We start from the raw sequence: 24,739 nt of genomic DNA, 5'->3' as shown, positions 1-24,739 counted from the left end.
CAAGAAGACGTAGCGGCCGCAAGGGCCGGCCGCGGCGCCCCCCGAGCGCCGCGGTCAGGCCGATCCGCGACGGACCAGCTCGGTCGGCAGTATCACCGCGGCCGGGTCCTCCCCGCCGATCTGCGCCAGCAGCACCCGTACCATCTCGGCGCTGATCCGGTCCCACGGCTGACGGATCGTCGTCAGCGCCGGCCGGGAGGCGAGCGCCGCGGGGGAGTCGTCGAAGCCGCCCACCGCCACGTCCTGCGGCACGCTGCGCCCGGCCTTCTCCAGCGCCGCGAGCACGCCCTGCGCCATCAGGTCCGAGGCGACGAACACCGCGTCCACGTCCGGGGCCCGCTCCAGCAGCAGCGCGGCGGCCGCCTCGCCGCCCGCCCGGCTGTAGTCGCCCGGGACGATCAGCGCGTCGTCGGCGGGCAGCCCGCAGTCGGCCAGCATCTCGCGGTAGCCCGCGAGCCGCTCCACCCCGCCGGGGGTGTCCAGGGGGCCGCTGACCGTGCCGATCCGGCGGCGCCCCGACTCGTACAGAAAACGCACCATCTCCCGGGCCCCGTCCCGGTCGTCGGCCGCCACATAGCTGACCTTCGAGCCCTGCCCGAGCGGCTTCCCGCAGGCGACCAGGGGGACACCGGCCTCGTGCAGCTGGGCCGCGACCGGGTCGCCCGAGTGGCTGGAGACCAGCAGGACGCCGTCCACATGGCCGGCGATGTACCGCATGTTCCGGCGGCGTTCCGCCTCCGTGCCCGCGATCATCAGCAGCAGCGGGATGTCGTGCGCGGCGAGCGCGCTCGTGCAGCCGCGCAGCAGCACGTTGAAGTTCGGGTCCTCGAAGAACCGCTCCTGGGGCTCGGTGAGCAGGAACGCCACCGAGTCGGAGCGGCCCGTGATCAGCGACCTGGCGTGCCGGTTGACCGTGTAACCGGTCTTGCGGATGGCGGAGTTGACCGCGTCCAGCGCGGCGGGGCTGACGTTGTGGCCGCCGTTGAGCACCCGGGAGACCGTGCCCCGGGAGACTCCGGCCTCCCGCGCCACGTCGTGGATCGTCGGCGGCCGGCGGCGTCCCGTACCGGACTGTTCTGTGCGGCTCATGGTGCGTGATCTTTCATCAAATGGCTTCCTGGCGGGACCCGTCAGGACTTTACGGCCCCGGAGAGAAGGTCGAGGCTCCAGAACCGCTGGATGACCAGGAACAGGGCGATCAGCGGGACGATCGCGAGCAGCGCGCCCGTGATCACCAGCGTATAGAGGGCCGGGGTGGTGGACCCCTGCTGGAGCAGGGTGAACAGCCCCAGCGTGACCGGGAACTTCTCGTCGTCGCCGAGCATGATGTACGGCAGCAGGAAGTTGTTCCAGATCGCGACGAACTGGAAGAGGAAGACGGTCACCAGCCCCGGCAGCATCATCGGCAGCGCGATGGTCCGGAAGATCCGCCACTCGCCCCCGCCGTCCATCCGCCCGGCCTCGATCACATCGCCCGGCACGGCGGCCGCCGCGTAGATCCGGGCGAGGTACACCCCGTACGGGGAGAGGATCACCGGCAGCATCACCGAGAGGTAGGAATCGGTCAGGTCGGCCTTCGCCATCAGCAGGTACTGCGGTACGGCGAGGATCACGGGCGGCATCAGCACCCCGGCCAGCAGGATATTGAAGATGCTCTCCCTGCCGCGGAAGCGGTAGACCGCCAGCGCGTAGCCCGAGACGGCGGACACGCCCGTGGACAGCAGCGCGCCCACGCCGGCGTAGAGGGCCGAGTTGGCCATCCACTTCCAGTAGACGCCGTCCCGGTACGCGGAGAGGTCGGCGACGTTGTCCGCGAAGCCGGAGCCGGGCAGGAAGGTGAAGGTGGAGAACAGCTCGCTGCCGGACTTGGTCGAGGCGACCAGGATCCAGGCGACGGGCAGCAGACAGTAGAGCGCGCCGAGCAGCAGGGCGGCGGTGGGCGCGAGGGCGAACCGGCGGGGGGCCGCGGGCAGGCGCCCGAGGTGCGGCGTGGTCACTGGGAGTCTCCCTGCTTCGTACGGGAGTTGGCCGCCTTGAGGAAGCCGAAGGACAGGGCCAGGGTGGCGGCGGCGATGATGACGGCCTGGGCGGCCGCCGCGTAGATGTCGTTGTTGACGAAGGCGTCCTGATAGACCTTCATCAGCGGACTCCAGGTGGTGGAGAGGGAGTTGGTGAGCGGCTTCAGCGTCGTCGGCTCGCTGAACACCTGAAGGGTCGCGATGATCGAGAAGAAGAACGTCAGCACCAGGGACGGCGCCACCATCGGGATCTTGATCCGGAGCGCGATCTGCCACTGCGAGCAGCCGTCCAGCCGGGCCGCCTCGAAGATCTCGACGGGGATCGCCCGCAGCGAGGTGTAGATCACGATCATGTTGAAGCCGGTGCCGCCCCAGACCGCGATGTTGGCGAGCGCGAGGTAGAGCGGCCCGCCGTCCAGCAGATCGGGCTGCGGGAGCCCCGCCTTGTCCAGCAGGTAGTAGAACGGGCTGACGTCGGGCAGGTAGAGGAAGCCCCACATCAGGGCGGCGACGACCCCCGGGATCGCGTACGGGAGGAAGATCGCCAGCCGGCTGAACCCGCCCAGCCGGAGCCGTTCGGTGTCCAGGAGCAGGGCGAAGAGGAGGGCCAGGCCCAGCATCACCGGGACGACGATCGCGCCGTAGCCGAGGATGCGCAGCGCGCCGTGGAGCAGCTCGGAGTCGGAGACCGCGTCGGTGTAGTTGGCGAACCCGGCCCAGATCTCCTGGCGGGCGCCCTTGCCGAGGCCCAGGCCGCTGACCTCGGTCCGGCGGAAGCTGAGGTAGAGCGCGTAGCCGATGGGCAGGGCGAAGAAGAGCAGGAACAGCACGGTGGCGGGGATCAGGAAGGCGTACGGGGCGCTCTTGACCCCGTACGGCTTCCGGCGGCGTGCGCGTGTCACTCGGAGACTCCGAAACCCTGCTTCTTCAGGTCGGCGACGGTGGCGTCCTGCATCGCGGTGAGGGCCGGTGCGAAGTCGGACTTGTTCTTGGCGGCCTTGGCGAAGTTGTCCTTGAAGGCGGTGTACGCGACGTTCACGTTCGGCCCCCAGGCGGCGGGAGCGGTGCCCTGGGCGATCTTCGCGGCCTCGGTGTAGAAGTCCGGCTGGTTGGAGAAGTAGGCCGGAGGCTGCGCGAGCGCGCCACCGGTCTGGGCGGCCGTGGCCGCGGGGTAGATGCCGCTCTCCTTCACCAGCGCGGCCAGCGCGGCGGAGTCGGTGTTCAGCCACTTGGCGAAGGTGGCCGCGGCCTCCTTGTGCTTCGAGTCGTTGGTGACCGCGGTCGAGGAGCCGCCCCAGCTGCCGGTGACGCTCTCGCCGGACTTCCACTGGGGAAGCGGGGCCATGGCCCACTTGCCCGCGGTCTCGGGCGCGGCGGTGGTCAGCGTGCCCGGCGCCCACACGGCGCTGACCCAGGCGATCTGCTTGCCCGTGTTGAGCGCCTTGTTCCAGGCCGGGGTGTACATCGGCTGGTTGTCGATGGCGCCCTCCTTGACCAGGCCGCCCCAGAAGCTCGCGACCTTCTGCGTGGCCGGGTCGTCGATGGCGACCTTCCACTTGTCGCCGGAGGTGGTCCACCACTTCGCGCCGGCCTGCTGGGCGAGGCCCGCGAAGAGGCCGGAGTCGTTGGAGGAGAAGGTGGTGAGGTCCTTCTCGGGGGCCTTCTTCTTCAGCGCCCGGGCGGTCTCGGCGAACTCGTCCCAGGTGGTGGGCACGGACAGGCCGTACTGCTTGAACAGGTCCTGGCGGTAGTAGAACATCAGGGGGCCCGAGTCCTGCGGCAGCGCGTACAGGGCGTCCGAGCCCAGCGTCGCCTGCTGCCAGACGCCGTCGGCGAACTCGCCCTTGGCGTCGCCCGCCTCCTTGGATATGTCGGCCAGCACGTCGTTGGAGACCAGGGTGGGGAGCGCCTGGTACTCGGCCTGCACCAGGTCGGGGGCCTTGTGCGCCTTCGCCGCGGTGATGATCTTGGTGACCAGGTCGTCGCCCGACGCCTGCTTCTTCACCGTGACCGTGATCCCGGCCTTCTTGCCCTCGCCCTTGTTCCAGATGTCCGCGACCTTGTCCAGGCCGGGGGCCCAGGCCCAGTAGGTGAGCGAGACGGGGCCGGAGGCGGCCGTGCCGTCGTCGCCGTCGTCCGACGAGCCGCAGCCCGTGAGCAGTGCGGTGGCGGCGAGCACGGCGGCCGTGGACGCCGCGACGATGCGGTACTTCATGGATGTCTCCCCTGACGAGAAGCGAGGGTGCAGCGCCGATGTGCGCTGTGAGCGTTCACAGTAGAGAAACGAAACCGACACTTGTCAATGGTTGTTGCTGTGCGGTTATGTTGGCCCTGCGCCACCGAGAGGGTGTGTGCACGTTCCCAGAAGTTGTACCAAAGAGCCCAGGAGACGCCCATGCCGCACACCCCTCGCGCGACTGCCCCGCAGGGTCTGCACCAGCTGGCCTTCGGCGGCGACTACAACCCCGAGCAGTGGCCGGAGGAGGTCTGGCCCGAGGACATGCGCCTCATGCGGGAGGCCGGCGTCACCATGGTCAGCGTCGGGATCTTCTCCTGGGCGCTGCTGCAGCCCGAGCCGGATCGTTATGATTTCGGCTGGCTCGACCGGCTCCTGGACCTGCTGCACGCCAACGGCATCCGCGCCGACCTCGGCACCCCCACCGTCGTCCCGCCCGCCTGGTTCTACCGCGCCCACCCCGAGGCCCTGCCGGTCAGCCGGGAGGGCGTCCGGTACGCCTTCGGCTCACGCGGCGCGATCTGCCACAGCAACCCCGACTACCGGGCCGCCGCGGCGGACATCACCCGGCAGCTCGCCCTCCGGTACGCGAACCACCCGGCCCTCGCCCTGTGGCACGTCCACAACGAGTACGGCGTCCCGGTCAGCGCCTGCTACTGCGAGAACTGCGCCGCGCACTTCCGCCGCTGGCTCGCCGCCCGCCACGGCAGCGTCGAGGCCGTCAACGAGGCCTGGGGCACGGCCTTCTGGGGCCAGCGCTACCGCACCCTCGACGACATCGACCCGCCCCGCACCACCCCCACCGTCGGCAACCCGGCCCAGCAGCTCGACTACGCACGCTTCGCCGACGCCACCATGCGCGAGAACTTCTGCGCCGAACGCGACATCCTGCACGAGCTCGCCCCCGGCATCCCCGTCACCACCAACTTCATGACCGCCCTCAGCCAGTGCGACTCCGTGGACTACTGGGCCTGGGGACGCGAGGTCGACCTCGTCACCAACGACCACTACCTGATCACCGACGGCCGCCGCACCCACGTCAACCTCGCCATGGCCGCCGACCTCACCCGCTCGGTCGCGGGCGGCGCCCCCTGGCTGCTCCTGGAGCACTCCACCGGCGGCGTCAACTGGCAGCCCCGCAACCCCGCCAAGCGCCCCGGCGAGATGGCCCGCAACAGCCTCGCCCATGTCGCCCGCGGCTCCGAGGGCGCGATGTTCTTCCAGTGGCGGCAGTCCCTGCGCGGCGCGGAGAAGTTCCACTCGGCGATGCTCCCGCACGCCGGCACGGACTCCCGGATCTGGCGCGAGGTCTCCCGCCTCGGCGCCGATCTCGGCCTGCTCAACGAGATCCGCACCACCCGGACCGTCGCCGACGTCGCCATGATCTGGGACTGGCAGTCCTGGTGGGCGCAGTCCCTGGAGTGGCGCCCGAGCCAGGACCACGACGCCCGCGAGCGCGCCGACACCTTCTACGCCTCGCTCTTCGACCGGCACCTCACCGTCGACTTCGCCCACCCCGACGCCGACCTGTCCGGCTACCCCCTGGTCGTCGTCCCGGCCCTCTACCTCGCCACCGAGGAGACCGGCCGCAACCTGCGCCGGTACGTGGAGGGCGGCGGCACCCTCGTGGTCTCGTACTTCTCCGGCATCGTCGACGCCAACGACGCCGTGCACCCCGGCCCGTACCCGGGCGCGCTCAGGGACGTACTGGGGCTGACGGTCGAGGAGTTCTCCCCGCTCGCCGAGGGCGGCACCGTCCGCCTGATCACCCCCGAGGGCGCACCCGAGGGCCCCGGACTGACCGGCGACCTCTGGTCGGACGTGGTGATCCCGCGCGGCGCCGAGACCATGTGGTCCTACGCCGACGGCATCGCGGCCGGCCGCCCCGCGGTCACCCGCCACCGCCTCGGCGAGGGCACCGCCTGGTACGTCTCCACCCGGCTGAGCGGCGCCGGCCTGGACGCCGTGCTCGACCGGGCCTGCGAGGACGCCCGCGTCGTCCCCCGCACCGCCCTCCCGTACGACGTCGAGGCCGTCACCCGCACCGGCGACAGCGGCACGTACCTCTTCGTGATCAACCACACCGGGGACGAGGCCAAGGTGCCGCTCGACGCCCCCGGCACCGAACTCCTCACCGGAGAACCGGCCACGGGCCACCTCGCCGTACCGGCAGGTGCCGTCCGCGTGGTCCGCCTCGACGGCTGAGGGCGCACCACCGCATCCCCTCCACGCAATTCCGCGCACGGTCGAAGGGACATCGACGATGTACGCAACGACGCACGGCAAGAAGAGAGCGGCGGTGCTGGCCGCCTCGCTCTCCGGGCTCCTGCTGGCCGCACTGCCCGCACTTCCCGCACACGCGGCCACGGCCGCCACCACGCCCGCCAACACCGGCTTCGAATCGGGGAGCACCGGCTGGTCGACGTACTCGGCCGCCGGGCAGAACGCCGCCTCCTTCACCGAGGCGGGCGGCCACAGCGGCAGCACCCGGCTCAGCCACTGGTCCGCCTCCGCCTACAAGGTGGAGACGTACCAGTACCTCACCGGCCTCACCGACGGCACGTACACGCTGAGCGCCTGGGTCAGGTCGGGCGGCGGCCAGAACTCCGCGTACATCGCCCTGCGCAACTGCGGCAGCGCGGAGCAGCGCACCGACCTGCCGCCCACCGCGAACGGCGGCTGGATCCGCCTGGTCACCTCCGTCAAGGTCACCGGCGGCTCCTGCACGATCAGCCTGAACTCGGACGCCCACGCGGACGAGTGGGCCAACTTCGACGACATCGCCTTCACCAAGGGGGCCACCGGCCTGAGCATCAAGGGCGGAGACCTCTCCACCCTCCCGAAGAACGAGGCGCACGGCGCGGTCTACCGCAGTGCGAGCGGAACGACGGGCGACGCGATGGGTCTCCTGAAGTCCGCGGGAATGAACTACGTCCGCCTCAAGGTGTGGGTGAACCCGGCCGACGGGTACAACGACAAGGCCCACGTCCTGGCCATGGCCAAGCGCGCCAAGGCCCTCGGCATGAAGATCCTCGTCGACTTCCACTACTCCGACGCCTGGGCCGACCCGGGCAAGCAGAACAAGCCCGCCGCCTGGGCGGGGCACGGCTACGCGCAGCTGAAGAAGGACGTCTACAACCACACGTACGACGTGCTGGGCGCGCTGAAGGCCCAGGGCACCACCGCCGACATGGTCCAGATAGGCAACGAGATCAACGGCGGAATGCTCTGGCCCGAAGGGTCCACCGACAACTGGACCCAGCTCGCCGGACTCCTCACCTCCGGTGCGAACGCGGCGAAGGCCGTCTCCTCCGGTACGAAGGTGGCCCTGCACCTCGCCAAGGGCGGCGACAACGCCGGCACCCGCTGGTGGTTCGACAACGCGGTGGCGCAGAAAGTGCCGTTCGACGTCATCGCCCTCTCGTACTACGGCTACTGGCACGGCCCGCTCAATGACCTCCAGACCAACCTGGACGACGCCGCCGCCCGGTACGGGAAGCCGGTGATGGTCGCCGAGACGGCCTACGCCCACACCCTCGCGGACGCCGACGGCCTGGAGAACAACATCGCCACGGCCGGCCAGCTCGTCTCCGGCTACCCGGCCACCCCGGCCGGTCAGGCGACCAACCTGCGCGACGTCATGAACGTCGTCGAGGCCGTCCCCGGCGGCCGAGGACTGGGCGCCGTCTACTGGGAGCCGGCCTGGACCGCGGTCACCGGCAGCGGCTGGGACCCGGCCGACCCGTCCTCCGGCAACGCCTGGGAGAACCAGGCGCTGTTCGGCTACGACGCGAAGCTGCTCCCGGCGGCGAACTGGTTCTCCCACAGGTAAATGACCTGGTGCTACGGGGTCTTCTCCAAGGGGGCCCCGTGCCACTTCCACGACGTCACGCGCTCGCGGCCCGGCAGATCCGCGCGACCGGTGGACCAGAGCAGGACGGTCCACCGGTCCTCGTCGTCCGGGGCGTCGGGGAAGAGCCGGGCCAGCACCCGGTCGCACAGATCGGCGGGCGGTGCCCAGGTGACACCGAGGGCCTCCGCGATGTCGTGGGTGTGCACCAAGGTCTCCACGATGCCCATCGCGGCGAAGCCCTCCGGGTCCGAGACACCCCAGGAGTGGTGGGCGCGGACATCGGGGGAGGCGGTCCGCACCATCGCGGCCAGCAGGGCGCCGCTCGCCTCCAGCGTCTGGAGGAGCCCGGCGGCTCCCGCCTCCGGGTTCGCGAAGATCGCGTTCCAGGGGCCGCCCTCACGCTCCGGCGCCCAGCGGTAGGGAACCTCGGTCTCCGAAGGCGGCGTGCGCGGGCCGAGCTGGACGGCGTACGCGAAGAGGTCGTCGCTCAGGTGCTCCACGGTCTCCCAGCAGTCCCAGGTGAGCGTGCCGGCGGGGATGCGCCAGTCCTCGGCCGGCGACTGCCCGAGCGTGTCCACCGCCAGCCGCACCGCCGACGTCACATCGTCCGCGGTGACCGGCAGCCGCGTCCCGGACAGCCGGGCCCGCTCCCGCGCGCTGCACTCCACACAGAACTCGTTGCCCTCCGGATCGGCCAGGGTCGCCCAGCCCCGCCCGTTCGGCCTGCGGTGGTCGCCGACCAGCGTGGCGCCGAGGGCGAGCAGCCGCTCGACCTCCTCGTCGCGGGTGCGGTCGTCCGGCTGGATGTCGAGGTGGATGCGGTTCTTGACGCCCTTCGGCTCGGGCACGGTGACGAACAGCAGAGCGGCACCGGGGGTCTCGACCAGCGCCTCGGGATCACCGGGGAAGTCGTCGTCGGCGAGGGAGGAACCCAGCACCTGCGCCCAGAACGTGCCGAGCTTGTAGGCGTCGGCGCAGTCGACGGTGACGTGGTGTACGTGTGAAGTCATGGGGCCACCTTCTCCGCTTCCTGGCGCCGGGGTCCAGCGAGTTGAAGCGGCGGGCGCCTCCGCGTCGGTCCGGAACCCGTGCGCACCACGGGGAGCCGGCCCGCGGCCCGGTCACTCCCTTTCCTCCCGGCTGAACAGCCGCCGCCCCTGCCCGCTCTTGTCCGCCCCCCAGTAGTCGGCGTATTCCTTGTCGTCGACCATGCCTGAGACACGGAAGACGCCGACGCCGGTACCGGGCTCGTTCACAACGAGAGAGCGTTGGCTGCCCTTCCTGTCGAGGTAGTCCACCTTCAGGTGGTATTCGACGTACTCCCTGCCCAGGAGTTTCGCCTCCACGGCCATGACGAAGCCCTCCCCCGCCTTGAGGACCTGCGACTGACGGGTGAAGTAGGGCTTCCCGTTCTGGGTGAACTTCGGGTACCGGTTGTCGAGGTTCAACTGGACCGGGATGCTGTCCGACGCCACACCTCCCAGAGGTTCGATCATCGTGGTGTCGATCGCCCCGGAGCGGCGTGTGATCACCGGGACGATGTCCACCACCCTGACCGGGGAGGAGGAGACGTTGGTGACAGCGACCTTGTACGAGGTCATGTTGATCGAGGTCGCCTTGATCTTCCGGAGCAGGCGCTCCCACTCCTCCTGCGTCCTCGCTCCATTGATCAGCACGGATCTGTCCTCGGGTCTTGTCACGTGCTGCTCCGAGACCAGGAACGAGCCGCCCTCCTCCGGCAGGGCCACCACCTTGAGCGGGACCGCGGGCTCCGTGTGCGGCGGTGCCGAAGCGGCCGGCTTCTTCTCGTCCGTCAGCACGTCCGTGACGAGTCCCTGAACCGTGGAGCCCAGGCCGGTGATGAAACTGACGATCACGGCGGAGACGCCGGCCAGAACCGATGCCGCGATCACCGTGCGCGCCGAGTTCCGGTCGGCCTCCGGCCTTCCCGCGGCTCGTCGTCGTTCGGACACCCGCCGAAGGTGTTCACGCTGGTTGGCCCGTCGCACCATGTTGCCCCCGCCTCCGGAAATTTCTTGATCCTAACGCGGTTCACGAGGACGGGCCCAGGGGATTGGCGGCGGGTCGGGAACATGCCGAAGGGGCGGGACGCATCACTGCGTCCCGCCCCAACCAGCCTGCGTACGCCCCTACTTCACCGGAGTGAAGTCCCGCGCCCCGATGAACTCCGGGCGGCGGATCGGAGCCGCGAACGGTTCCTGGGCCGTGTTCTCCACGCTGTTGAACACGATGAAGACGTTGCTGCGCGGGTACGGCGTGATGTTGTCGCCCGACCCGTGCATCGCGTTGCAGTCGAACCAGGTCGCCGAACCAGCCCTGCCCGTGAAGAGCCTGATGCCGTGCCGGTCGGCCATCTTCGTCAGCGCCTCGTCGGACGGGGTGCCGGCGTCCTGCATCTGCAGGGACTTCTTGTAGTTGTCCTTCGGCGTCTCGCCCGCACAGCCGAGGAACGACTTGTGCGAACCGGGCATGATCATCAGCCCGCCGTTGGTGTCGTAGTTCTCGGTCAGCGCGATGGAGACCGACACCGTCCGCATGTGCGGCAGACCGTCCTCGGCGTGCCAGGTCTCGAAGTCCGAGTGCCAGTAGAAGCCCGAAGCCCCGAAGCCCGGCTTCACGTTGATCCTCGACTGGTGGACGTACACGTCCGAGCCGAGGATCTGACGGGCCCGGCCCACCACGCGCTCGTCGCTGACGAGCCGGGCGAAGACCTCGCTGAGCCGGTGGACCTCGAAGACCGACCGTACGGAGTCCGACTGCGGCTCGATGATCGAGCGCTCGTCGGCGCGGACCGCCGGATCGGCGATCAGCCGCTCCAGCTCGGCGTGGTAGCCGGCCACCTCGTCCGGGGTGATCAGCTGGTCGACGGTGAGGAATCCGTCGCGTTCGAAGCCCTGGAGCTCCTTGGCGGCGACCGGGCCCGGTGCGCCCGGCGCGGACCAGATGACCGGGTCCTGGCGGGGAGTGGTCATCTCGGCGGCGCCGCGCGAGGGGTACAGGTCGGCGCGTACATCGGTGGTCATGGTTCAGCCCTCCTCGGTCAGCAGTGGATAGACACCGTTCTCGTCGTGGTCCTCCCGTCCGGTGACGGGGGGATTGAAGACGCAGACACAGCGGAAGTCCGTCTTGGGACGCAGCGTGTGGTGCTCGTGGCCGTCCAGCAGATACATCGTGCCGGGGGAGATCCAGTGCTTCTCGCCGGTCTCGTCGTTGGTGAGCTCGGCCTCGCCCTCGGTGCACAGCACGGCCTCGATGTGGTTGGCGTACCACATCGACGTCTCCGTGCCCGCGTACAGCACGGTCTCGTGGAGCGAGAAGCCGACCTTCTCCTTGGCCAGCACGATGCGCTTGCTCTCCCAGGTGCCGGAGGCGGCCTTCACATGCCGGTCGGTGTTCTCGATGTCACTGAACGATCGGACGATCACGGTGGGTCGGTGCCTTTCTCTCTACGGTGTTTCTCGTCGGGCCCGCCCGGGGCGGGCCCGGGTCAGGCGGTCTCGCGGACGCAACGGGCCAGCGTGCGCAGGCCCTCGTCCAGCTCCTCGGGGGTGATGGTCAGCGGCGGCAGCAGCTTCACGACCTCGCTCTGCGGTCCGGAGGTCTCCAGGAGCAGCCCCAGCTCGAACGCGCGGGCGCAGATGGCGGACGCACGCGTCGGGTCGGTGAACTCCAGGCCCCAGACCAGTCCGCGGCCACGGAACTGCGCGGTGTCGTCCTCGCCGCAGATGCCCAGCAGCGCCTGCTCGACCTGCTCGCCGCGGGCCAGCGTCTGCTTCTCCATCTGGCCGTCGGCCCAGTAGGCGTCCAGCGCGGCGGCGGCGGTGACGAAGGCCGGGTTGTTGCCGCGGAAGGTGCCGTTGTGCTCGCCGGGCTCCCAGATGTCCAGCTCGCCCTTGAAGAGGCAGAGGGACATGGGCAGTCCGTACCCGCTGATGGACTTCGACAGCGTCACGATGTCCGGCGTGATGCCGGCCTCCTCGAAGGAGAAGAAGCCGCCGGTCCGGCCGCAGCCCATCTGGATGTCGTCGACGATGAGCAGCATGTCCTGGCGGTGGCACAGGTCCTGGAGCGCGCGCAGCCACTCGGCGCGGGCGACGTTGATGCCGCCCTCGCCCTGCACGGTCTCCACGATCACCGCGGCGGGCTTGTTGAGCCCGGAGCCCTGGTCCTCCAGGAGCCGCTCGAACCAGAGGAAGTCGGGGACCTGGCCGTCGAAGTAGTTGTCGAACGGCATCGGCGTGCCGTGCACCAGCGGGATGCCGGCCCCGGCCCGCTTGAAGGCGTTGCCGGTGACGGCGAGCGAGCCGAGCGACATGCCGTGGAAGGCGTTGGTGAACGAGACCACGGACTCGCGGCCCTTGACCTTGCGGGCCAGCTTCAGCGCCGACTCGACGGCGTTGGTGCCCGTCGGGCCGGGGAACATGACCTTGTACGGCAGGTCCCGGGGACGCAGGATCACGTTCTGGAAGGTCTCCAGGAACGCGCGTTTGGCGGTCGTCGCCATGTCGAGGCCGTGGGTGATGCCGTCGCGCTCGATGTAGTCGATCAGTGCGCGTTTCAGCACCGGGTTGTTGTGGCCGTAGTTGAGTGAGCCGGCTCCGGCGAAGAAGTCGAGGTACGTGTGGCCGTCCTCGTCGGTCAGCCGGGCGCCCTGCGCGCGGTCGAAGACGGCGGGCCAGCCGCGGCAGTAGCTCCGTACCTCGGACTCGAGGGTTTCGAAGACGCTGAGGGCGGGCGGGGTGATGGTCACAGTGGGTCTCCTGCGTGAGGGGGGTTGTGACGGGCGGCGGTGAAGGTCGTGACGGCGACGGGCGGCACCCGCCGCAGGACGTGCACCTGCGGGCGGGGCCCGTCGGAAAGCTGCCTGCGGGTGGGGCCCGGAAGGCGGCCTGGTCAGGCGTGGAACGGGCCGATGCTGTAGAGCACTTCCGGCAGATGGGTTCCCTCGGGGAACAGGCCGCCGTCGAAGAGCACCTCGCGCTCCAGTGCGACATCGTGGCGCTGTGCGTAGGAGGTGAACAGGCGGTCCGACGCCGCGTTGTCCGGGGTGATGGTCGTCTCGACAGAGGCGAGGCCCTGCTCCGCGGCGACGCGGGCGGTCAGGGCGTCCAGCAGCTTCGCGGCCAGGCCGGTACCGCGGTGGCCGTGGTCGACGGCCACCTGCCAGACGACGAGCGTCTCGGGGCGGTCGGGCCTGATGTACCCCGTCACGAAGGCGACCGGGGAGCCGGTCTCGTCGCGGGCGACCACGGAGGTCGCCGCGAAGTCACGGCACCACAGCAGGTAGCTGTACGAGGAGTTGAGGTCCAGGACCTCGGAATCGCGGGCTATACGCCAGATCGCGGCTCCGTCCTCCACTCGGGGGGTGTCGATGGTGAGGAATTCGCTTCGGGCACGTGCAAAATCTGCTGGTGCGGCGGTCATGCGAATTGAATTTACCCAGCAAATTTCTAAATTGCATCGGCCCGGAGGGTTGGGCGGAGTGAGGGTCTGTGTTATCGCGCGGGCGGGCGCTCCACGCGAAACCGTGGCATTTTCGTCCGATTTGGCTAGCATTTATCCGGCATAACGCCCCCCTCTGTGGAGTCGGTCACATGGACGTAACTCTCGTGCGACGTAACCGAATTGTCGAGATCGGGGGCCCCGAAACTGGGGTGTTTAGCCTTCGGGAAAGCGGGAAGAAGAATATGGGGAGCTGCCCTGAATAAGACAGCTCCCCGCATTTATGGATGACGCCGGAGTTTATGCTCCGGTCCAGGTTTCCGAAACGGCCTTCCGGGCAGCTTCGGGATCGACCTGCCGGCCGGCATCGGCCAGCGCCGCCCCCAGAGCCGCGAGCGAGGAGAGCACCGCGCCCCGCGTCGCATCCACCCCGTAGTGATTGACCCGGATCATCTCCTTGGAAAGCGCCCCGCCCCCCGCGATCAGCGGCAGCGACGGGTCGGCCGCCAGCGCCCGCGTGACCAGGTCCGCCGCGTCCACGCCGTCCGGCGTCCGCAGCGTGGTCGCGACCGGCGCGGCGTCCCGCGCCTCGTGCACGTACGGCGTCAGGCCGCCGCCCAGCGCCACCGCACCGGCCCGGGTGGCAGCGGCCGCGGTGGCGTGACGGGCCATCAGCGCGTCCAGGCCCTCCGCCTCGATCCGCTCCACACAGGCCTCCAGGGCCAGCATCTCCAGCTGGGCCGGGGCGTGCAGCAGGGCCCGGCGGCCGCCGTCGATCCAGCGCTCCTTCCAGTCCAGCAGGGAGAGGTAGGAGCGGCGGGGCGCCTGCGGGTTGGCGGCGATCCGCTCCCAGGCGCGTGCGCTCACCGACACCGCGGACACCCCGGCCGGACCGCCCATCGCCTTCTGCGCCCCGATCACGCACAGGTCGACGCCCCAGGCGTCGGGCAGCAGCGGCTCGGCGCCCACCGAGGCGACGGCGTCCAGCATGAACAGCGCCCCGTGCGCCCGGACGACCTCACCGATCCCGGCGACCGGGTTGGTGTTCCCCGTGGCCGCCTCCGCGTGCACCAGCGACACGAAGTCGATCTCCGGACGAGCGGCCAGCGCCTCGGCGACCTGGTCGGCGGTGACGGCCGTGTGGAAGGGCACCACGAGATCGATGACCTCGGCGCCGCAGTCGCGCAGCCAGTTGCCGAACGTCTGCCCGTACGGCCCCGTGACGATGTTCAGCGCCGTCGAACCGGGCCGGGCGCCGCCTCTGATGCAGCCTTCGAGGGGCAGGAGCGCCTCGCCCTGCATGATGACGACGTCCTGCTCGGTGGCGAGGAGACCGGCCACCCGCCGCTCGATCGCCGCGAAGTGCGCGGCGGTGAGCGGGGTCAGGTCGAGGAAGGGGTGCGTCACGGTGGTGCTCTCTTCGGGATCGGATCGGTGTGCGGCCGGGCCTGCGGGCGGGGCCTGCACCGAGGGTACCGAGCCGTGCGCGCACGGCCCGGGGCGTGTCCGGCGGACTGCCCGGGACGGGCCGCGGAGTAACGCGCGGGGGCTCGTACAGTGCTGTGCATGAGCGATCACGAGGCGCCGCGGGTGCTGCAGGTGAAGGGGCGGGTGCTCGTCGGACCCGAGGAGGTCAGGGACGAGCTCTGGGCGGTCGACGGACGCGTGACGTACGAGCGGCCTCCCGGTGCGGACGACGCGGTCGTCGTCACGGGCTGGGCCCTGCCCGGACTGGTCGACGCCCACTGCCACGTCGGGCTCGACCACCACGGCGCCGTCGACCACGCGACCACCGAGAAGCAGGCGCTGGACGACCGCGAGGCCGGTGCGCTGCTCCTGCGGGACGCGGGCTCGCCCGCCGACACCCGGTGGATCGACGACCGCGAGGACCTGCCGAAGATCATCAGGGCCGGCCGGCACATCGCCAGGACCCGGCGGTACACCAGGAACTACGCGTACGAGATCGAGCCGGACGAACTGGTGGCGTACGTCGCGCAGGAGGCGCGCCGCGGGGACGGCTGGGTGAAGCTCGTCGGCGACTGGATCGACCGCGAGGTGGGCGACCTGGCCGCCTGCTGGCCGCGCGAGGCCGTCACGGCGGCCATCGCCGAGGCGCACCGGCTGGGCGCCCGGGTCACCGCGCACTGCTTCGCCGAGGACTCGCTGCGCGATCTCGTCGAGGCCGGCATCGACTGCATCGAGCACGCCACCGGGCTGACGGAGGAGACCATTCCGCTCTTCGCCGAGCGCGGGGTCGCCATCGTCCCCACCCTGGTCAACATCGCCACCTTCCCCGCGCTCGCGAAGGGCGGCGACGCCAAGTACCCCCGCTGGTCCGCCCATATGCGCCGGCTGCATGAGCGCCGCTACGACACCGTGCGCGCCGCGTACGACGCGGGGGTGCCTGTGTTCGTCGGCACCGACGCCGGCGGGGTGCTCGCCCACGGCCTAGTGGCCGACGAGGTCGCGGAGCTCGTCAAGGCGGGCATTCCCGCACTGGAGGCGCTGTCCGCGACGACGTGGGCCGCCCGCGCCTGGCTCGGCAGGCCGGGTCTCGAGGAGGGCGCACCGGCCGACCTGGTGGTGTACGACGAGGACCCCCGGGCGGACGTGCGCGTGCTGGCGGGTCCGCGGCGGATCGTCCTCAATGGGCGAGTGATCGGCTGATCCGGGTGCCCCGGGCCGGGGCGGGCCCGGGATGCGCGGTGTTGACCGGCAGTTACCCGAAGCGTGCCCGCTCGTTGAATCACCTCCCCGCGCTCCGTCCGAGGGCCCTCCGGGCCGTCCGCGTTCGGTAAAACGGGTGAACTCGAGGAACGCACGTGCCGGAATATTCGAATACGGACGCGAAAACCACCCTTTGGGATGAACTCACGTCAGGTGTCTGCCAGTTCACCCTCTGTGCGTAAAGATTCACGGAGTCGAGGCCACCGGTGCCCGCGATGTCCCCCATTGGACGGCGCCGGTGGCTCCATGTCTCTTGTGGGGGTTCCACCATCTTGAACAGCAACACCTTCCGCCTCGCCGCCCTGGCGGTCGCCGCCGCCGCCCCCGTCGCCCTGCTGGTCGCCGTCCCGGCCCAGGCCGCCACCGCGACCACCGCCACGACCACCGGCGACGGGAAGGCGAGCGCGGTCGTGCTCCGTACCGCACTCGACGTCTCGCTCCTGAACAAGACGATCGATGTGCCGCTCAAGGCCACGCTCAACGAGGTGCACGCGCCGCGGAGCGCAGAACAGACCGCGCTGAGTGTGAAGCTCGACGGAGTGGAGGGCGGGCGGCCGGTCAGGGTGCTGCGTGCCGACGTGGCCACGGCGAAGGCGACGGTGAACAGGCACCGGGCCGAGGGATACAGCAATGTGGTCAAGGCGCGCCTGCACGTGCCCGGCCTGCCGCTGCTCTCGCTGGTCGAGGTCGAGCAGGTCACCTCCAAGGCCGTCTGCGAGGTCGGCCACGAGCCGGTCGCCGAATCGAACATCCTGGGGCATGTGAGGGTCCTCGGCAAGCGCGTCCGCCTGACCGCCACGGGCACCACGCAGATCGCCGTTCCCGGTGTCGGCTCGGTGACGCTCGACCTGTCGAAGACGAGCACCACCTCACGCACCGCGGCTGCGGTGGCGCTCCAGCTGAAGGTCTCGCTCAACCCGCTGAACCTGAACGTCGCCGACGTGAAGGGCGAGGTCACGCTCGCCGAGGCCACCTGCGAGACGCCCAGGGAGTCCGGCACGGGCGGCGGTGGCAACGGAGGCGGTCACAGCGGGGGTGGTCACAGCGGGGGTTCCACCAACGGCGGCGGTGACTACGGCGGCGGCGACAACGGGGGTGCGGACAGCGGCGGGTCGTCCAGCGGCGGCTCCACCGACGGCGGTTCGTCGGACGGCGGGTCCTCCGACGGGGGCTCGACCGAGGGCGGTTCGGGCAACGGCGGGTCCACCGGCGGCGGGTCGGACACCGCGGGCTCCACGGCTGGTTCCACCGCAGGCTCGTCGACCGGCTCCTCGACCGGCGACACCGGCGGAGACGTGAAGCCTCAGACCGGCACCGGTGACGCGCCCCGAACCAGCGATGCCGACCTCGCCGAGACGGGCAGCAGCTCCACCACGCCGTACGTCGCCGGTGGCGCCGCTCTCCTGCTGGCGGTCGGCGCCGGCGCGATGGTCGTGGCCCGGCGGCGTGCGCAGGACTGATACCCGGGGGAGGGAAGCAGGGCCCGAGGGGGCGGCCGGGGGGCTGTAGGGGAAGCGGGGAGCGGTGTTCCGTACGCGGAGCACCGCTCTCCGTCGGGGGCCGCCGCTCTCCGCAGAAGCACCGCTGTCCGCCGGGTACGCCGCTCTGCCTTGGGGACGCCGCTCTGCCTTGGGGACGCCGCTCTGCCTTGGGGACGCCGCTCCCCGTCCAGAGCAGCGCTCCCGGTCACGAGCACCGCCTCCCGTCGGGAGCACCGCTCCCACCGCGCAGGACGGCTCAGCGGACGGGCAGCACCGGGCTCACTGGCTCACCGGGGTCACCCGCTCACCGGCTCACCGTGGACAGCGCCTGCAGTGCCTGGTCGAACGCCTGCAGGAAGCGGTTCGTCGTCGTACGGTCCCGTACCGCCAGCCGCAGCCACTCGTCGCCGAGCCCCGGAAACGTATCGCCGCGCCGGGCCGCGAAGCCAAGCATCCGCAGCCGCTCACGTATCTCCGCGGCCCGCTCCAGCCGGATCAGGACGAACGGCGCCTGCGCCGGCTCCACCACCCGTATCTCGGTGAACTCCCGCAGGCCCGCCACCAGATGGCAGCGGTCCACGGCGATCCGGTCCGCAGCCGCGGCCGCCTCGGCCAGCGCCCGCGGCTCCACGCACGCCTCCGCCGCCGCCAGCGCCGGGGACGACACCGGCCAGAGCGGCTGCGCCTCCTCCAGCGTGCGGATGGTCTCCGGCGCGGCCGTCACGTACCCGATCCGCAGCCCGGCGAGCCCCCAGGTCTTGGTGAGGCTCCGCAGGACCACGAGCCCCGGGATGTCCGTACGGCCGCACAGCGCCTCGCGCTCGCCCGGCACCGCGTCCATGAACGCCTCGTCGACCACCAGCGTCCGCCCGGGACGCGCCAGCCGCTCCAGCACGGCCGCGGGATGCAGTACGGATGTCGGGTTGGTCGGATTGCCGACCACCACCAGATCCGCGTCCTCCGGCACGGCCGCCGGATCCAGCCGGAAGCCGTCCACGGCCCGCAGCAGCACCCGTCCCACCTCGTGCCCGGCCGCGCGCAGCGCCGCCTCCGGCTCGGTGAACTGCGGATGGACCACGACCGGCCGCCGGGCCGGCAGCGCCCGCGCGATCAGCACGAACGCCTCCGCCGCACCCGCCGTCAACAGGAGCCGCTCCGGCGGGAGTCCGTGCCGGGCGGCGACCGCCGCGCGCGCCGCGCGCCCGTCCGGGTACGCGGCGAGTGTGCCGAGGGACACGGCGATCCGCTCCTTCAGCCAGGCCGGTGGGGTACCGGCCCGTACGTTGACGGCGAGATCGGTCAGATCCCGGCTCCGTCCCCGTACCTCCGCGTCACCGTGGTGACGCAGGTCGTGCGCGCCCGCGCCTGTGGCGTCGGGGCGTTCAGTGGGAGTGTGCATGACCGCCATGGTGGGTGTGGGGGTGATGGCCGTCGTCGTCAGGGTGGAAGTGCGGCTGCTGCGGCAGTCCCACCTTGTCCTCGAAGCCCGGCAGTGCGATCCGGTACACGCAAGAGTCGCAGTTCATCCGCAGATCGCCCTTGACGGCCTCCCGGTAGCGCTCCATGACCAGATCGAGCAGTTCCTCCGCGGCGCCGATCACGTCGGCCGGCCGGACGTCCAGCTCCGGATGGGCGGCGGCCCATTCGGTGGTCTGATGACGCACCCGGTCCGGCAGAATGCCGGTGAAGAGGAAGTACGGCAGAACGACTATGCGCCCCGCACCCAGCTTCACGCAACGGTCAAGACCCGACGGCACATCAGGCGCGGCCAGCGAGACGAAAGCGGTTTCCACACCCGCGTAGCCCCGGCCCTCCCAGAGGAGCCTCGCGGCCTTGTACACCTCGGCGTTGGCGTCCGGGTCGGTGGAGCCGCGACCCACCAGCAGAATCGTCACCTCGGACCGGTCGGTGTCGCCCAGCACCTCGTCCACCCGCCGCTCCAGCACCTTCAGCAGCGCCGGATGCGGGCCCAGCGGACGCCCGTAGGTGTACGAGATGCCGGGGTGGCGCTCCTTCTCACGGGTCAGCGCCGCCGGGATGTCGCCCTTGGCGTGCCCGGCCGACACCAGCATCAGCGGAACGGCGGCGAAGTGCCTGACGCCCTGTTCGACGAGCTCGGTCACGGCGTCGCCGAGCGGCGGCGGCGACAGCTCGATGAATCCGCCCGCGACGGGCAACTGCGGGTTGCGTGCGCCGAGTTCGGCCACGAAGTCACGGAAGGCGGCGGCTCCGCCCTCGTCCCGGGTGCCGTGGCCGGCGATGAGCAGGGCGGGCTGGGCGGACGGGGTGTTCACGGATGCTCCTCGGTGTTCCTGGGGGGTGGTGGGGTGCGGGGTGGCGGCGGACCGGTTCACGGGGCCGGGGCCGGGGCGGCCGTCGCCGACTGCCAGCGGTAGCCGCGCGGGGTGACCATGCGGCCGGCGATCTCGCGGGTGGCCGTGTTGCCGACGGTGACGACGGTCATCATGTCGACGGTCGCCGGGTCCAGTGCGGCGAGAGACGTGACCCGGCTGGACTCGTCGGGCCGGGAGGCGTTGCGCACGACGCCCACCGGAGTGGCCGGCTCCCGGTGTTCCGCCAGGATCGACAGCGCCTTCGGCAGCTGCCAGTCGCGGCCCCGGCTGCGCGGGTTGTAGAACGTCACGATGATGTCGGCCTCGGCCGCGGCCCGGACCCGGCGCTCGATGACCTCCCACGGCGTGTGCAGATCGGAGAGGCTGATCGACACATGGTCGTGGCCCAGCGGGGCGCCCAGGATCGCGGCCGCGGCCAGCGCCGCCGTCACCCCCGGCACCCCCACCACATCGATGTCGGCGCCCGCCTCGGCCAGCGCCGGCGAGGCCATCGCGTACACGCCCGCGTCACCACTGCCGATCAGGGCCACCGCATGCCCCTTGCGCGCCTCGGCGACCGCGGTCCGCGCCCGCTCCTCCTCGGCGCCGAGCCCCGACTCGAGCACCGTGGTGCCCGGCCGCAGCAGATCCCTGATCTGGTCGACGTACTGGTCGAGACCGACCAGCACCGACGCCCGGCGCAGCTCGTCGCGGGCACGCGGCGTCAGCAGGTCGCGCGCCCCGGGGCCGAGCCCCACGACGGCGAGCCGCCCGCGCGGCGCCCGGCGCACCACCGCACAGGTCGCCATCGCCGCCCGCCCCTCGGGAGCCGACTTCCTCTTCGGTACGAGGAGTTCGCCGCCCTCCGCGAGCGCCGCGGCCTCCGCCACCGAGGGCGTGCCGACGGCGGCGAGCGGTGCGTCGGAGGGGTGCGGCACCTCGATCCGGGCCAGCTCCTCGGCCGGGTACGTGCGCAGAGGCACGCCCAACTTCGCGGCGGCCGCCACGATCCCCGGCTCCCCGGCCTTCGCGTCGACGGTCACCAGTTCCGCGATGCTCAGTGCCGAGAGCCCGGCGTCCGCGAGCGCGGCCCGGATCAGCCCGAGCACCTCGCCGGCGGGCGCGTCCTTGGAAGCGCCGACCCCGACGGCGAGCGAGGCGGGCCGCAACACGGCTTCCCGTGGCGCGAGTTCGACCACCCGGTCGGTGAGGTGCAGCACCGCGGCGCTCGCGCCCCCGGACGCCACGTTCGGCGGCAGCGCGGGCAGCGGCCACACCGCGTCCGCCCGCAACGCCACCGGCGCCCCGTCCAGCATCGCCCGCGACACCCCGGCGACATCGCCCTCCACGGGGAGCCCCAGCATGTCAAGGCCGGGAACGCCCACCGCGTCCGTCGCCGTCGTCACCACCGGCGCGGCCCCGAGCACCTCGCCGACCGCCACCGCCAGGGCGTTCGCCCCGCCACCGTGCCCGCCGAGCAGCGCCACCGCGTGACGTCCCGCCTCGTCGACACAGACGACACCGGGATCGGCCGACTTGTCCCGCAGCAGGGGGGCGACCAGCCGCACCACGGCCCCCGTCGCCAGGAAACACACCAGCTGCTCGCACTCGGCGAACGCCCGACGCACGGCCTCGCCCACCGGGCCGTCGTAGACCACGGCACGGCCGGGCCAGGCCGCGGCCAGCCGGTCACGGGCGACGGCGCCCGCCGCCGTCGCGGAGATCAGGCCGATCACTGGGTTGCTCCTTCACTTGCACCGGCCGCGGAGCGGACGCCCCACAGCAGAAAGACCGGGTTGGCCGCGGCGAGCCGGGTCACGTCACCGGGCAGCGGCGCCAGCCGCGACGACTGCAACAGCACGCCCTCGGGTGCGAACCCGGCCGAGGCCAGCGCCGACCGCACCGGCCCCACCCGGTCCAGCGCCGCCACCGCGACCACCACGGCACGCCGCGCCCGCCGGGCGCACGCCGTCACGATCGCCGGCAGCTCACGCCCGCCGCCCCCGATGAACACCGCGTCGGGGTCCTCCAGATCGGAGAGCACGGTCGGCGCGGCGCCGTGCACCGCCCGCACGTACACCCCGTGCGCGGCGGCGTTCGCCCGGATCCGCTCGATCCCGTCCACGGTCTTCTCGACCGCCACGGCGGCCGCGCCGAGCCGCGCGCACTCCACCGCCACCGATCCCGAACCGGCGCCGATGTCCCACACCAGATCACCGGTGCGCGGCCCGAGCCGGGACAGTGCCAGCGCCCGCACCTCGAACTTCGTGATCATCGAGTCGCGGTGCTCGAACTCCACCTCGTCCAGCGCCCAACCGGCCGGGCCCACGTCCGCACCGGCCACCGTCCGTACCGGCGACAGGGCCCGCGACTCGTCCAGGCACAGCACCACGCTCACCGGATCCGGCCACTCACGTCCCGCCGCCTCCCTGGGCGTCAGCCGCTCGACGCGCTCGCGCTCCTGGTCGCCGAGCGCCGTCGCGACGACCAGGGTCCGCTCCTCGCTCCGGTACAGCAGCCCGGCCGCCAGTTCCGCCGGCCCGGCGCCGGGCCCCGTGAGCACCGCGACCTTGGGGTGCGCGAAGCACACGTTCACCGCGGTCCGCGGATCACGCCCGTGCGCGCTGACCACGACCGCGTCGTCCCACGGAAGACCCAGCCGGGCGAACGCCACCGCGATCGACGGCGCCCCCGGCCGCACATCGAGCGCCCCGGGCCCGAACCGCTCCGCCAGCGCCCGGACGATCCCGAAGAACCCCGGATCACCGGAGGCCAGCACCACCACCCGGGCCCCGCCCTCGGCGAGGTGCTTGCCGATCCGGTCGAGCGCCGGAGCCAGCGGCCCCAGGACCACCCGCCCGGCGCCCGCCGGCAGCGCGGCCCCGTCCAGATGGCGCCGGGCCCCGACGACCAGCGAGGCCCCGGCCAGCGCCCGCACGGCGTCGGGGGCGAGCGGCGCCCCCGTACCCGTACCGAAGACCCGGATCACGAGCCGGACCGCTGGGCGCGCAACTCGGCGCGTGCCGCCCTGTCGGCCTTGCGGTACCCGTGGAAGTGCCCCGGGTGGTAGAGGTGCGAACGCGTCCCCGACGCCGACAGGGCCGGGCCGACCAGGAACAGCGTGTGCTTCCAGAGCTTGTGCTCCTTGACCGTGGCCTCCAGCGTCTCGATCGTGCAGTGCAGGATCAGCTCCTCCGGCCACGTCGCCTGATACGCGATCACCACCGGCGTCGACGTCGGGTAGCCGCCCTCCAGAAGCTCCTGCGTCAGCTGACCGGACCGGGCCGCCGACAGGAACAGCGCCATCGTCGTGCCGTGCCGGGCGAACTCCCGGACCTCCTCGCCGGGCGGCATCGGCGTCTTGCCCCCGCCGAGCCGGGTCAGGATCACCGACTGCGCCACCTCGGGGATCGTCAGCTCGCGTTGCACGAGGGCCGCGACCGCCGAGAACGACGACACGCCGGGCACGATCTCCACCGCCACCCCCAGCTCACGGCACCGGTCGACCTGCTCCTGGGTGCCGCCCCACAGCGCCGGATCGCCGGAGTGGATCCTGGCGACCTTCAGCCCCACCTCCGACGCCCGCCGGTACACGGCGACCACCTCTTCGAGGGACATCTGCGCCGAGTCCAGGATCTCGGCGCCCTCCCGGGCGTGGTCGAGGACCTCCGCCTGTACGAGGCTCGCCGCCCAGATGACGATGTCGGCGTCCGCGATGGCCCGCGCCGCCCGGAAGGTCAGCAGATCGGCGGCGCCGGGGCCGGCACCGACGAACGTGACGGTGCCGCGGGTGGGCGCGGCGGCCGCGTCGACTGCTTCGGACATGGGAGGGGTCCTTTCGAGAACGTGGATCGTGGAATTCGGGGATGCGCGCACCGGGGTCAATCGGCTAGCAAGAGCCCATGGCGGTGTTCGTCGCGCTCGGCGCGTTCCTGATGACCCTGGCCGGCGGCTGGGTCGCCCAGCGCGTCACCGACCGCCGCCACCTGGTGCTCGGATTCGCCGGCGGACTGATGCTCGGCGTCGTCGGCCTCGACCTCCTGCCGGAGGCCATCGAGGCGGCGGGCGGCCTCGTCTTCGGCGTACCGGCGGCCCTGCTGCTGTTCGTGGGCGGCTTCCTCTTCGCGCACCTGGTGGAGCGTCTGCTCGCCGTACGCCAGGCCGCACACGGCGCGAGCGAGGAACGCGTGCCCCAGGTCGGACTGACGGCGGCGGCCGCCATGGTCCTGCACAGCCTGATGGACGGCGTGGCGCTCGGCGCGGCCTTCCAGGTCGGCGGCGGCATGGGAGCGGCCGTCGCCCTCGCCGTCATCACCCACGACTTCGCGGACGGCTTCAACACGTACACGATCACCAGCCTGTACGGAAACGCCCGCCGCAAGGCCCTGACGATGCTGTACGCGGACGCGGCGGCGCCCGTCGTCGGCGCGGCGACGACGCTCGTGTTCACCCTTCCGGAGGAACTCCTCGGCTGCTATCTCGGCTTCTTCGGCGGAGCGCTCCTCTACCTCGCCGCAGCCGAGATCCTGCCCGAGGCGCACCACGACCACCCGGCCCGCTCCACCCTGCTGTGCACCATCGGGGGAGTGGGCTTCATCTGGCTGGTGGTGGGCCTCGCGCAGTGACCG

At 71.6% G+C, this 24,739-nt stretch carries 20 protein-coding genes and 1 pseudogene; 5 read left to right on the top strand and 16 right to left on the bottom strand.

Annotated features, from left to right (window positions below):
- Positions 1 to 54 precede the first annotated feature (54 nt).
- The 4 genes from ABTX18_RS24765 to ABTX18_RS24750 are packed head-to-tail and all read right to left on the bottom strand — an operon-like array spanning position 55 to position 4,233.
- Entirely contained in the window at positions 55 to 1,089 is a 1,035-nt protein-coding gene (locus tag ABTX18_RS24765) for a LacI family DNA-binding transcriptional regulator (RefSeq protein ID WP_352124938.1), read from the bottom strand.
- A 41-nt stretch (positions 1,090 to 1,130) separates the two neighbouring features.
- Positions 1,131 to 1,997: a carbohydrate ABC transporter permease gene (locus ABTX18_RS24760; RefSeq protein WP_503061202.1), complete on the bottom strand. Its 867-nt coding sequence runs from the start codon at positions 1,995 to 1,997 to the stop codon at positions 1,131 to 1,133.
- Positions 1,994 to 2,920, bottom strand: coding sequence for a carbohydrate ABC transporter permease (locus tag ABTX18_RS24755; RefSeq protein ID WP_352124937.1), 927 nt, complete (start codon positions 2,918 to 2,920; stop codon positions 1,994 to 1,996). The genes ABTX18_RS24760 and ABTX18_RS24755 overlap by 4 nt, the downstream gene beginning before the upstream one ends.
- Complete coding sequence (locus ABTX18_RS24750) at positions 2,917 to 4,233, bottom strand: extracellular solute-binding protein (protein WP_352124936.1); 1,317 nt, start codon at positions 4,231 to 4,233, stop codon at positions 2,917 to 2,919. The genes ABTX18_RS24755 and ABTX18_RS24750 overlap by 4 nt, the downstream gene beginning before the upstream one ends.
- Before the next feature lie 180 nt (positions 4,234 to 4,413).
- Between ABTX18_RS24750 and ABTX18_RS24745 the strand changes: the two genes are divergently transcribed.
- Positions 4,414 to 6,459 carry a beta-galactosidase gene (locus ABTX18_RS24745; RefSeq protein WP_352124935.1) on the top strand — a complete coding sequence of 682 codons (2,046 nt, stop codon included), beginning with the start codon at positions 4,414 to 4,416 and terminating at the stop codon, positions 6,457 to 6,459.
- Between the two features lie 58 nt (positions 6,460 to 6,517).
- Positions 6,518 to 8,086, top strand: a complete 1,569-nt coding sequence (locus tag ABTX18_RS24740; protein ID WP_352124934.1) for a glycoside hydrolase family 53 protein — start codon at positions 6,518 to 6,520, stop codon at positions 8,084 to 8,086.
- Positions 8,087 to 8,097: 11 nt separating this feature from the next.
- Here ABTX18_RS24740 and ABTX18_RS24735 read toward each other — a convergent pair whose 3' ends face one another.
- The 7 genes from ABTX18_RS24735 to ABTX18_RS24705 form a co-directional block, all read right to left on the bottom strand.
- On the bottom strand, positions 8,098 to 9,117 hold the full coding sequence (locus ABTX18_RS24735; protein ID WP_352124933.1) for a VOC family protein: 1,020 nt from the start codon (positions 9,115 to 9,117) through the stop codon (positions 8,098 to 8,100).
- 111 nt (positions 9,118 to 9,228) lie between these two features.
- On the bottom strand, positions 9,229 to 10,080 hold the full coding sequence (locus tag ABTX18_RS24730; protein WP_352124932.1) for a hypothetical protein: 852 nt from the start codon (positions 10,078 to 10,080) through the stop codon (positions 9,229 to 9,231).
- A 177-nt stretch (positions 10,081 to 10,257) separates the two neighbouring features.
- Entirely contained in the window at positions 10,258 to 11,151 is an 894-nt protein-coding gene (gene thpD, locus ABTX18_RS24725) for an ectoine hydroxylase (protein ID WP_352124931.1), read from the bottom strand.
- Positions 11,152 to 11,154: 3 nt separating this feature from the next.
- Positions 11,155 to 11,553 (bottom strand): ectoine synthase, encoded by a 399-nt coding sequence (locus tag ABTX18_RS24720; RefSeq protein ID WP_136328578.1) that lies wholly within the window; start codon positions 11,551 to 11,553, stop codon positions 11,155 to 11,157.
- A 62-nt stretch (positions 11,554 to 11,615) separates the two neighbouring features.
- Positions 11,616 to 12,878 carry a diaminobutyrate--2-oxoglutarate transaminase gene (ectB, locus tag ABTX18_RS24715; RefSeq protein ID WP_352124930.1) on the bottom strand — a complete coding sequence of 421 codons (1,263 nt, stop codon included), beginning with the start codon at positions 12,876 to 12,878 and terminating at the stop codon, positions 11,616 to 11,618.
- 143 nt (positions 12,879 to 13,021) lie between these two features.
- A complete protein-coding gene (gene ectA, locus ABTX18_RS24710) occupies positions 13,022 to 13,552 on the bottom strand; it encodes a diaminobutyrate acetyltransferase (RefSeq protein ID WP_352124929.1) in 531 nt (176 codons plus the stop codon).
- 318 nt (positions 13,553 to 13,870) lie between these two features.
- The gene (locus ABTX18_RS24705) at positions 13,871 to 14,977 is read right to left on the bottom strand and encodes a pyridoxal-phosphate-dependent aminotransferase family protein (protein WP_352124928.1); all 1,107 of its coding nucleotides are present in this window, start codon (positions 14,975 to 14,977) and stop codon (positions 13,871 to 13,873) included.
- A gap of 183 nt (positions 14,978 to 15,160) precedes the next feature.
- On the opposite strand from ABTX18_RS24705, the gene ABTX18_RS24700 reads away from it, so the two are divergent.
- Entirely contained in the window at positions 15,161 to 16,237 is a 1,077-nt protein-coding gene (locus ABTX18_RS24700; RefSeq protein WP_352125193.1) for an amidohydrolase family protein, read from the top strand.
- A 332-nt stretch (positions 16,238 to 16,569) separates the two neighbouring features.
- Positions 16,570 to 17,757, top strand: coding sequence for an SCO1860 family LAETG-anchored protein (locus ABTX18_RS24695; RefSeq protein WP_352124927.1), 1,188 nt, complete (start codon positions 16,570 to 16,572; stop codon positions 17,755 to 17,757).
- Positions 17,758 to 18,082: 325 nt separating this feature from the next.
- Here ABTX18_RS24695 and cobC read toward each other — a convergent pair.
- The 5 genes and pseudogenes from cobC to cobM form a co-directional block, all read right to left on the bottom strand.
- Positions 18,083 to 19,192: pseudogene (gene cobC / locus ABTX18_RS24690) on the bottom strand (Rv2231c family histidinol phosphate aminotransferase CobC); the annotation flags it as partial.
- Complete coding sequence (locus ABTX18_RS24685) at positions 19,161 to 20,072, bottom strand: sirohydrochlorin chelatase (RefSeq protein ID WP_352124926.1); 912 nt, start codon at positions 20,070 to 20,072, stop codon at positions 19,161 to 19,163. The pseudogene cobC and the gene ABTX18_RS24685, both read right to left, overlap by 32 nt.
- A gap of 56 nt (positions 20,073 to 20,128) precedes the next feature.
- The gene (cobJ, locus tag ABTX18_RS24680; protein ID WP_352124925.1) at positions 20,129 to 21,847 is read right to left on the bottom strand and encodes a precorrin-3B C(17)-methyltransferase; all 1,719 of its coding nucleotides are present in this window, start codon (positions 21,845 to 21,847) and stop codon (positions 20,129 to 20,131) included.
- A complete protein-coding gene (gene cbiE, locus ABTX18_RS24675) occupies positions 21,844 to 23,100 on the bottom strand; it encodes a precorrin-6y C5,15-methyltransferase (decarboxylating) subunit CbiE (protein WP_352124924.1) in 1,257 nt (418 codons plus the stop codon). The genes cobJ and cbiE overlap by 4 nt, the downstream gene beginning before the upstream one ends.
- A complete protein-coding gene (gene cobM, locus ABTX18_RS24670) occupies positions 23,097 to 23,936 on the bottom strand; it encodes a precorrin-4 C(11)-methyltransferase (protein ID WP_352124923.1) in 840 nt (279 codons plus the stop codon). Before cobM ends, cbiE begins: the two co-directional genes overlap by 4 nt.
- Positions 23,937 to 24,013: 77 nt before the next feature.
- On the opposite strand from cobM, the gene ABTX18_RS24665 reads away from it, so the two are divergent.
- Positions 24,014 to 24,736 carry a ZIP family metal transporter gene (locus ABTX18_RS24665; protein WP_352124922.1) on the top strand — a complete coding sequence of 241 codons (723 nt, stop codon included), beginning with the start codon at positions 24,014 to 24,016 and terminating at the stop codon, positions 24,734 to 24,736.
- Positions 24,737 to 24,739 lie beyond the last annotated feature (3 nt).

Source organism: Streptomyces sp. NPDC096323, assembly GCF_040302845.1.
Taxonomy (GTDB): domain Bacteria; phylum Actinomycetota; class Actinomycetes; order Streptomycetales; family Streptomycetaceae; genus Streptomyces.
This window is presented reverse-complemented; position numbering and strand designations above follow the sequence as displayed.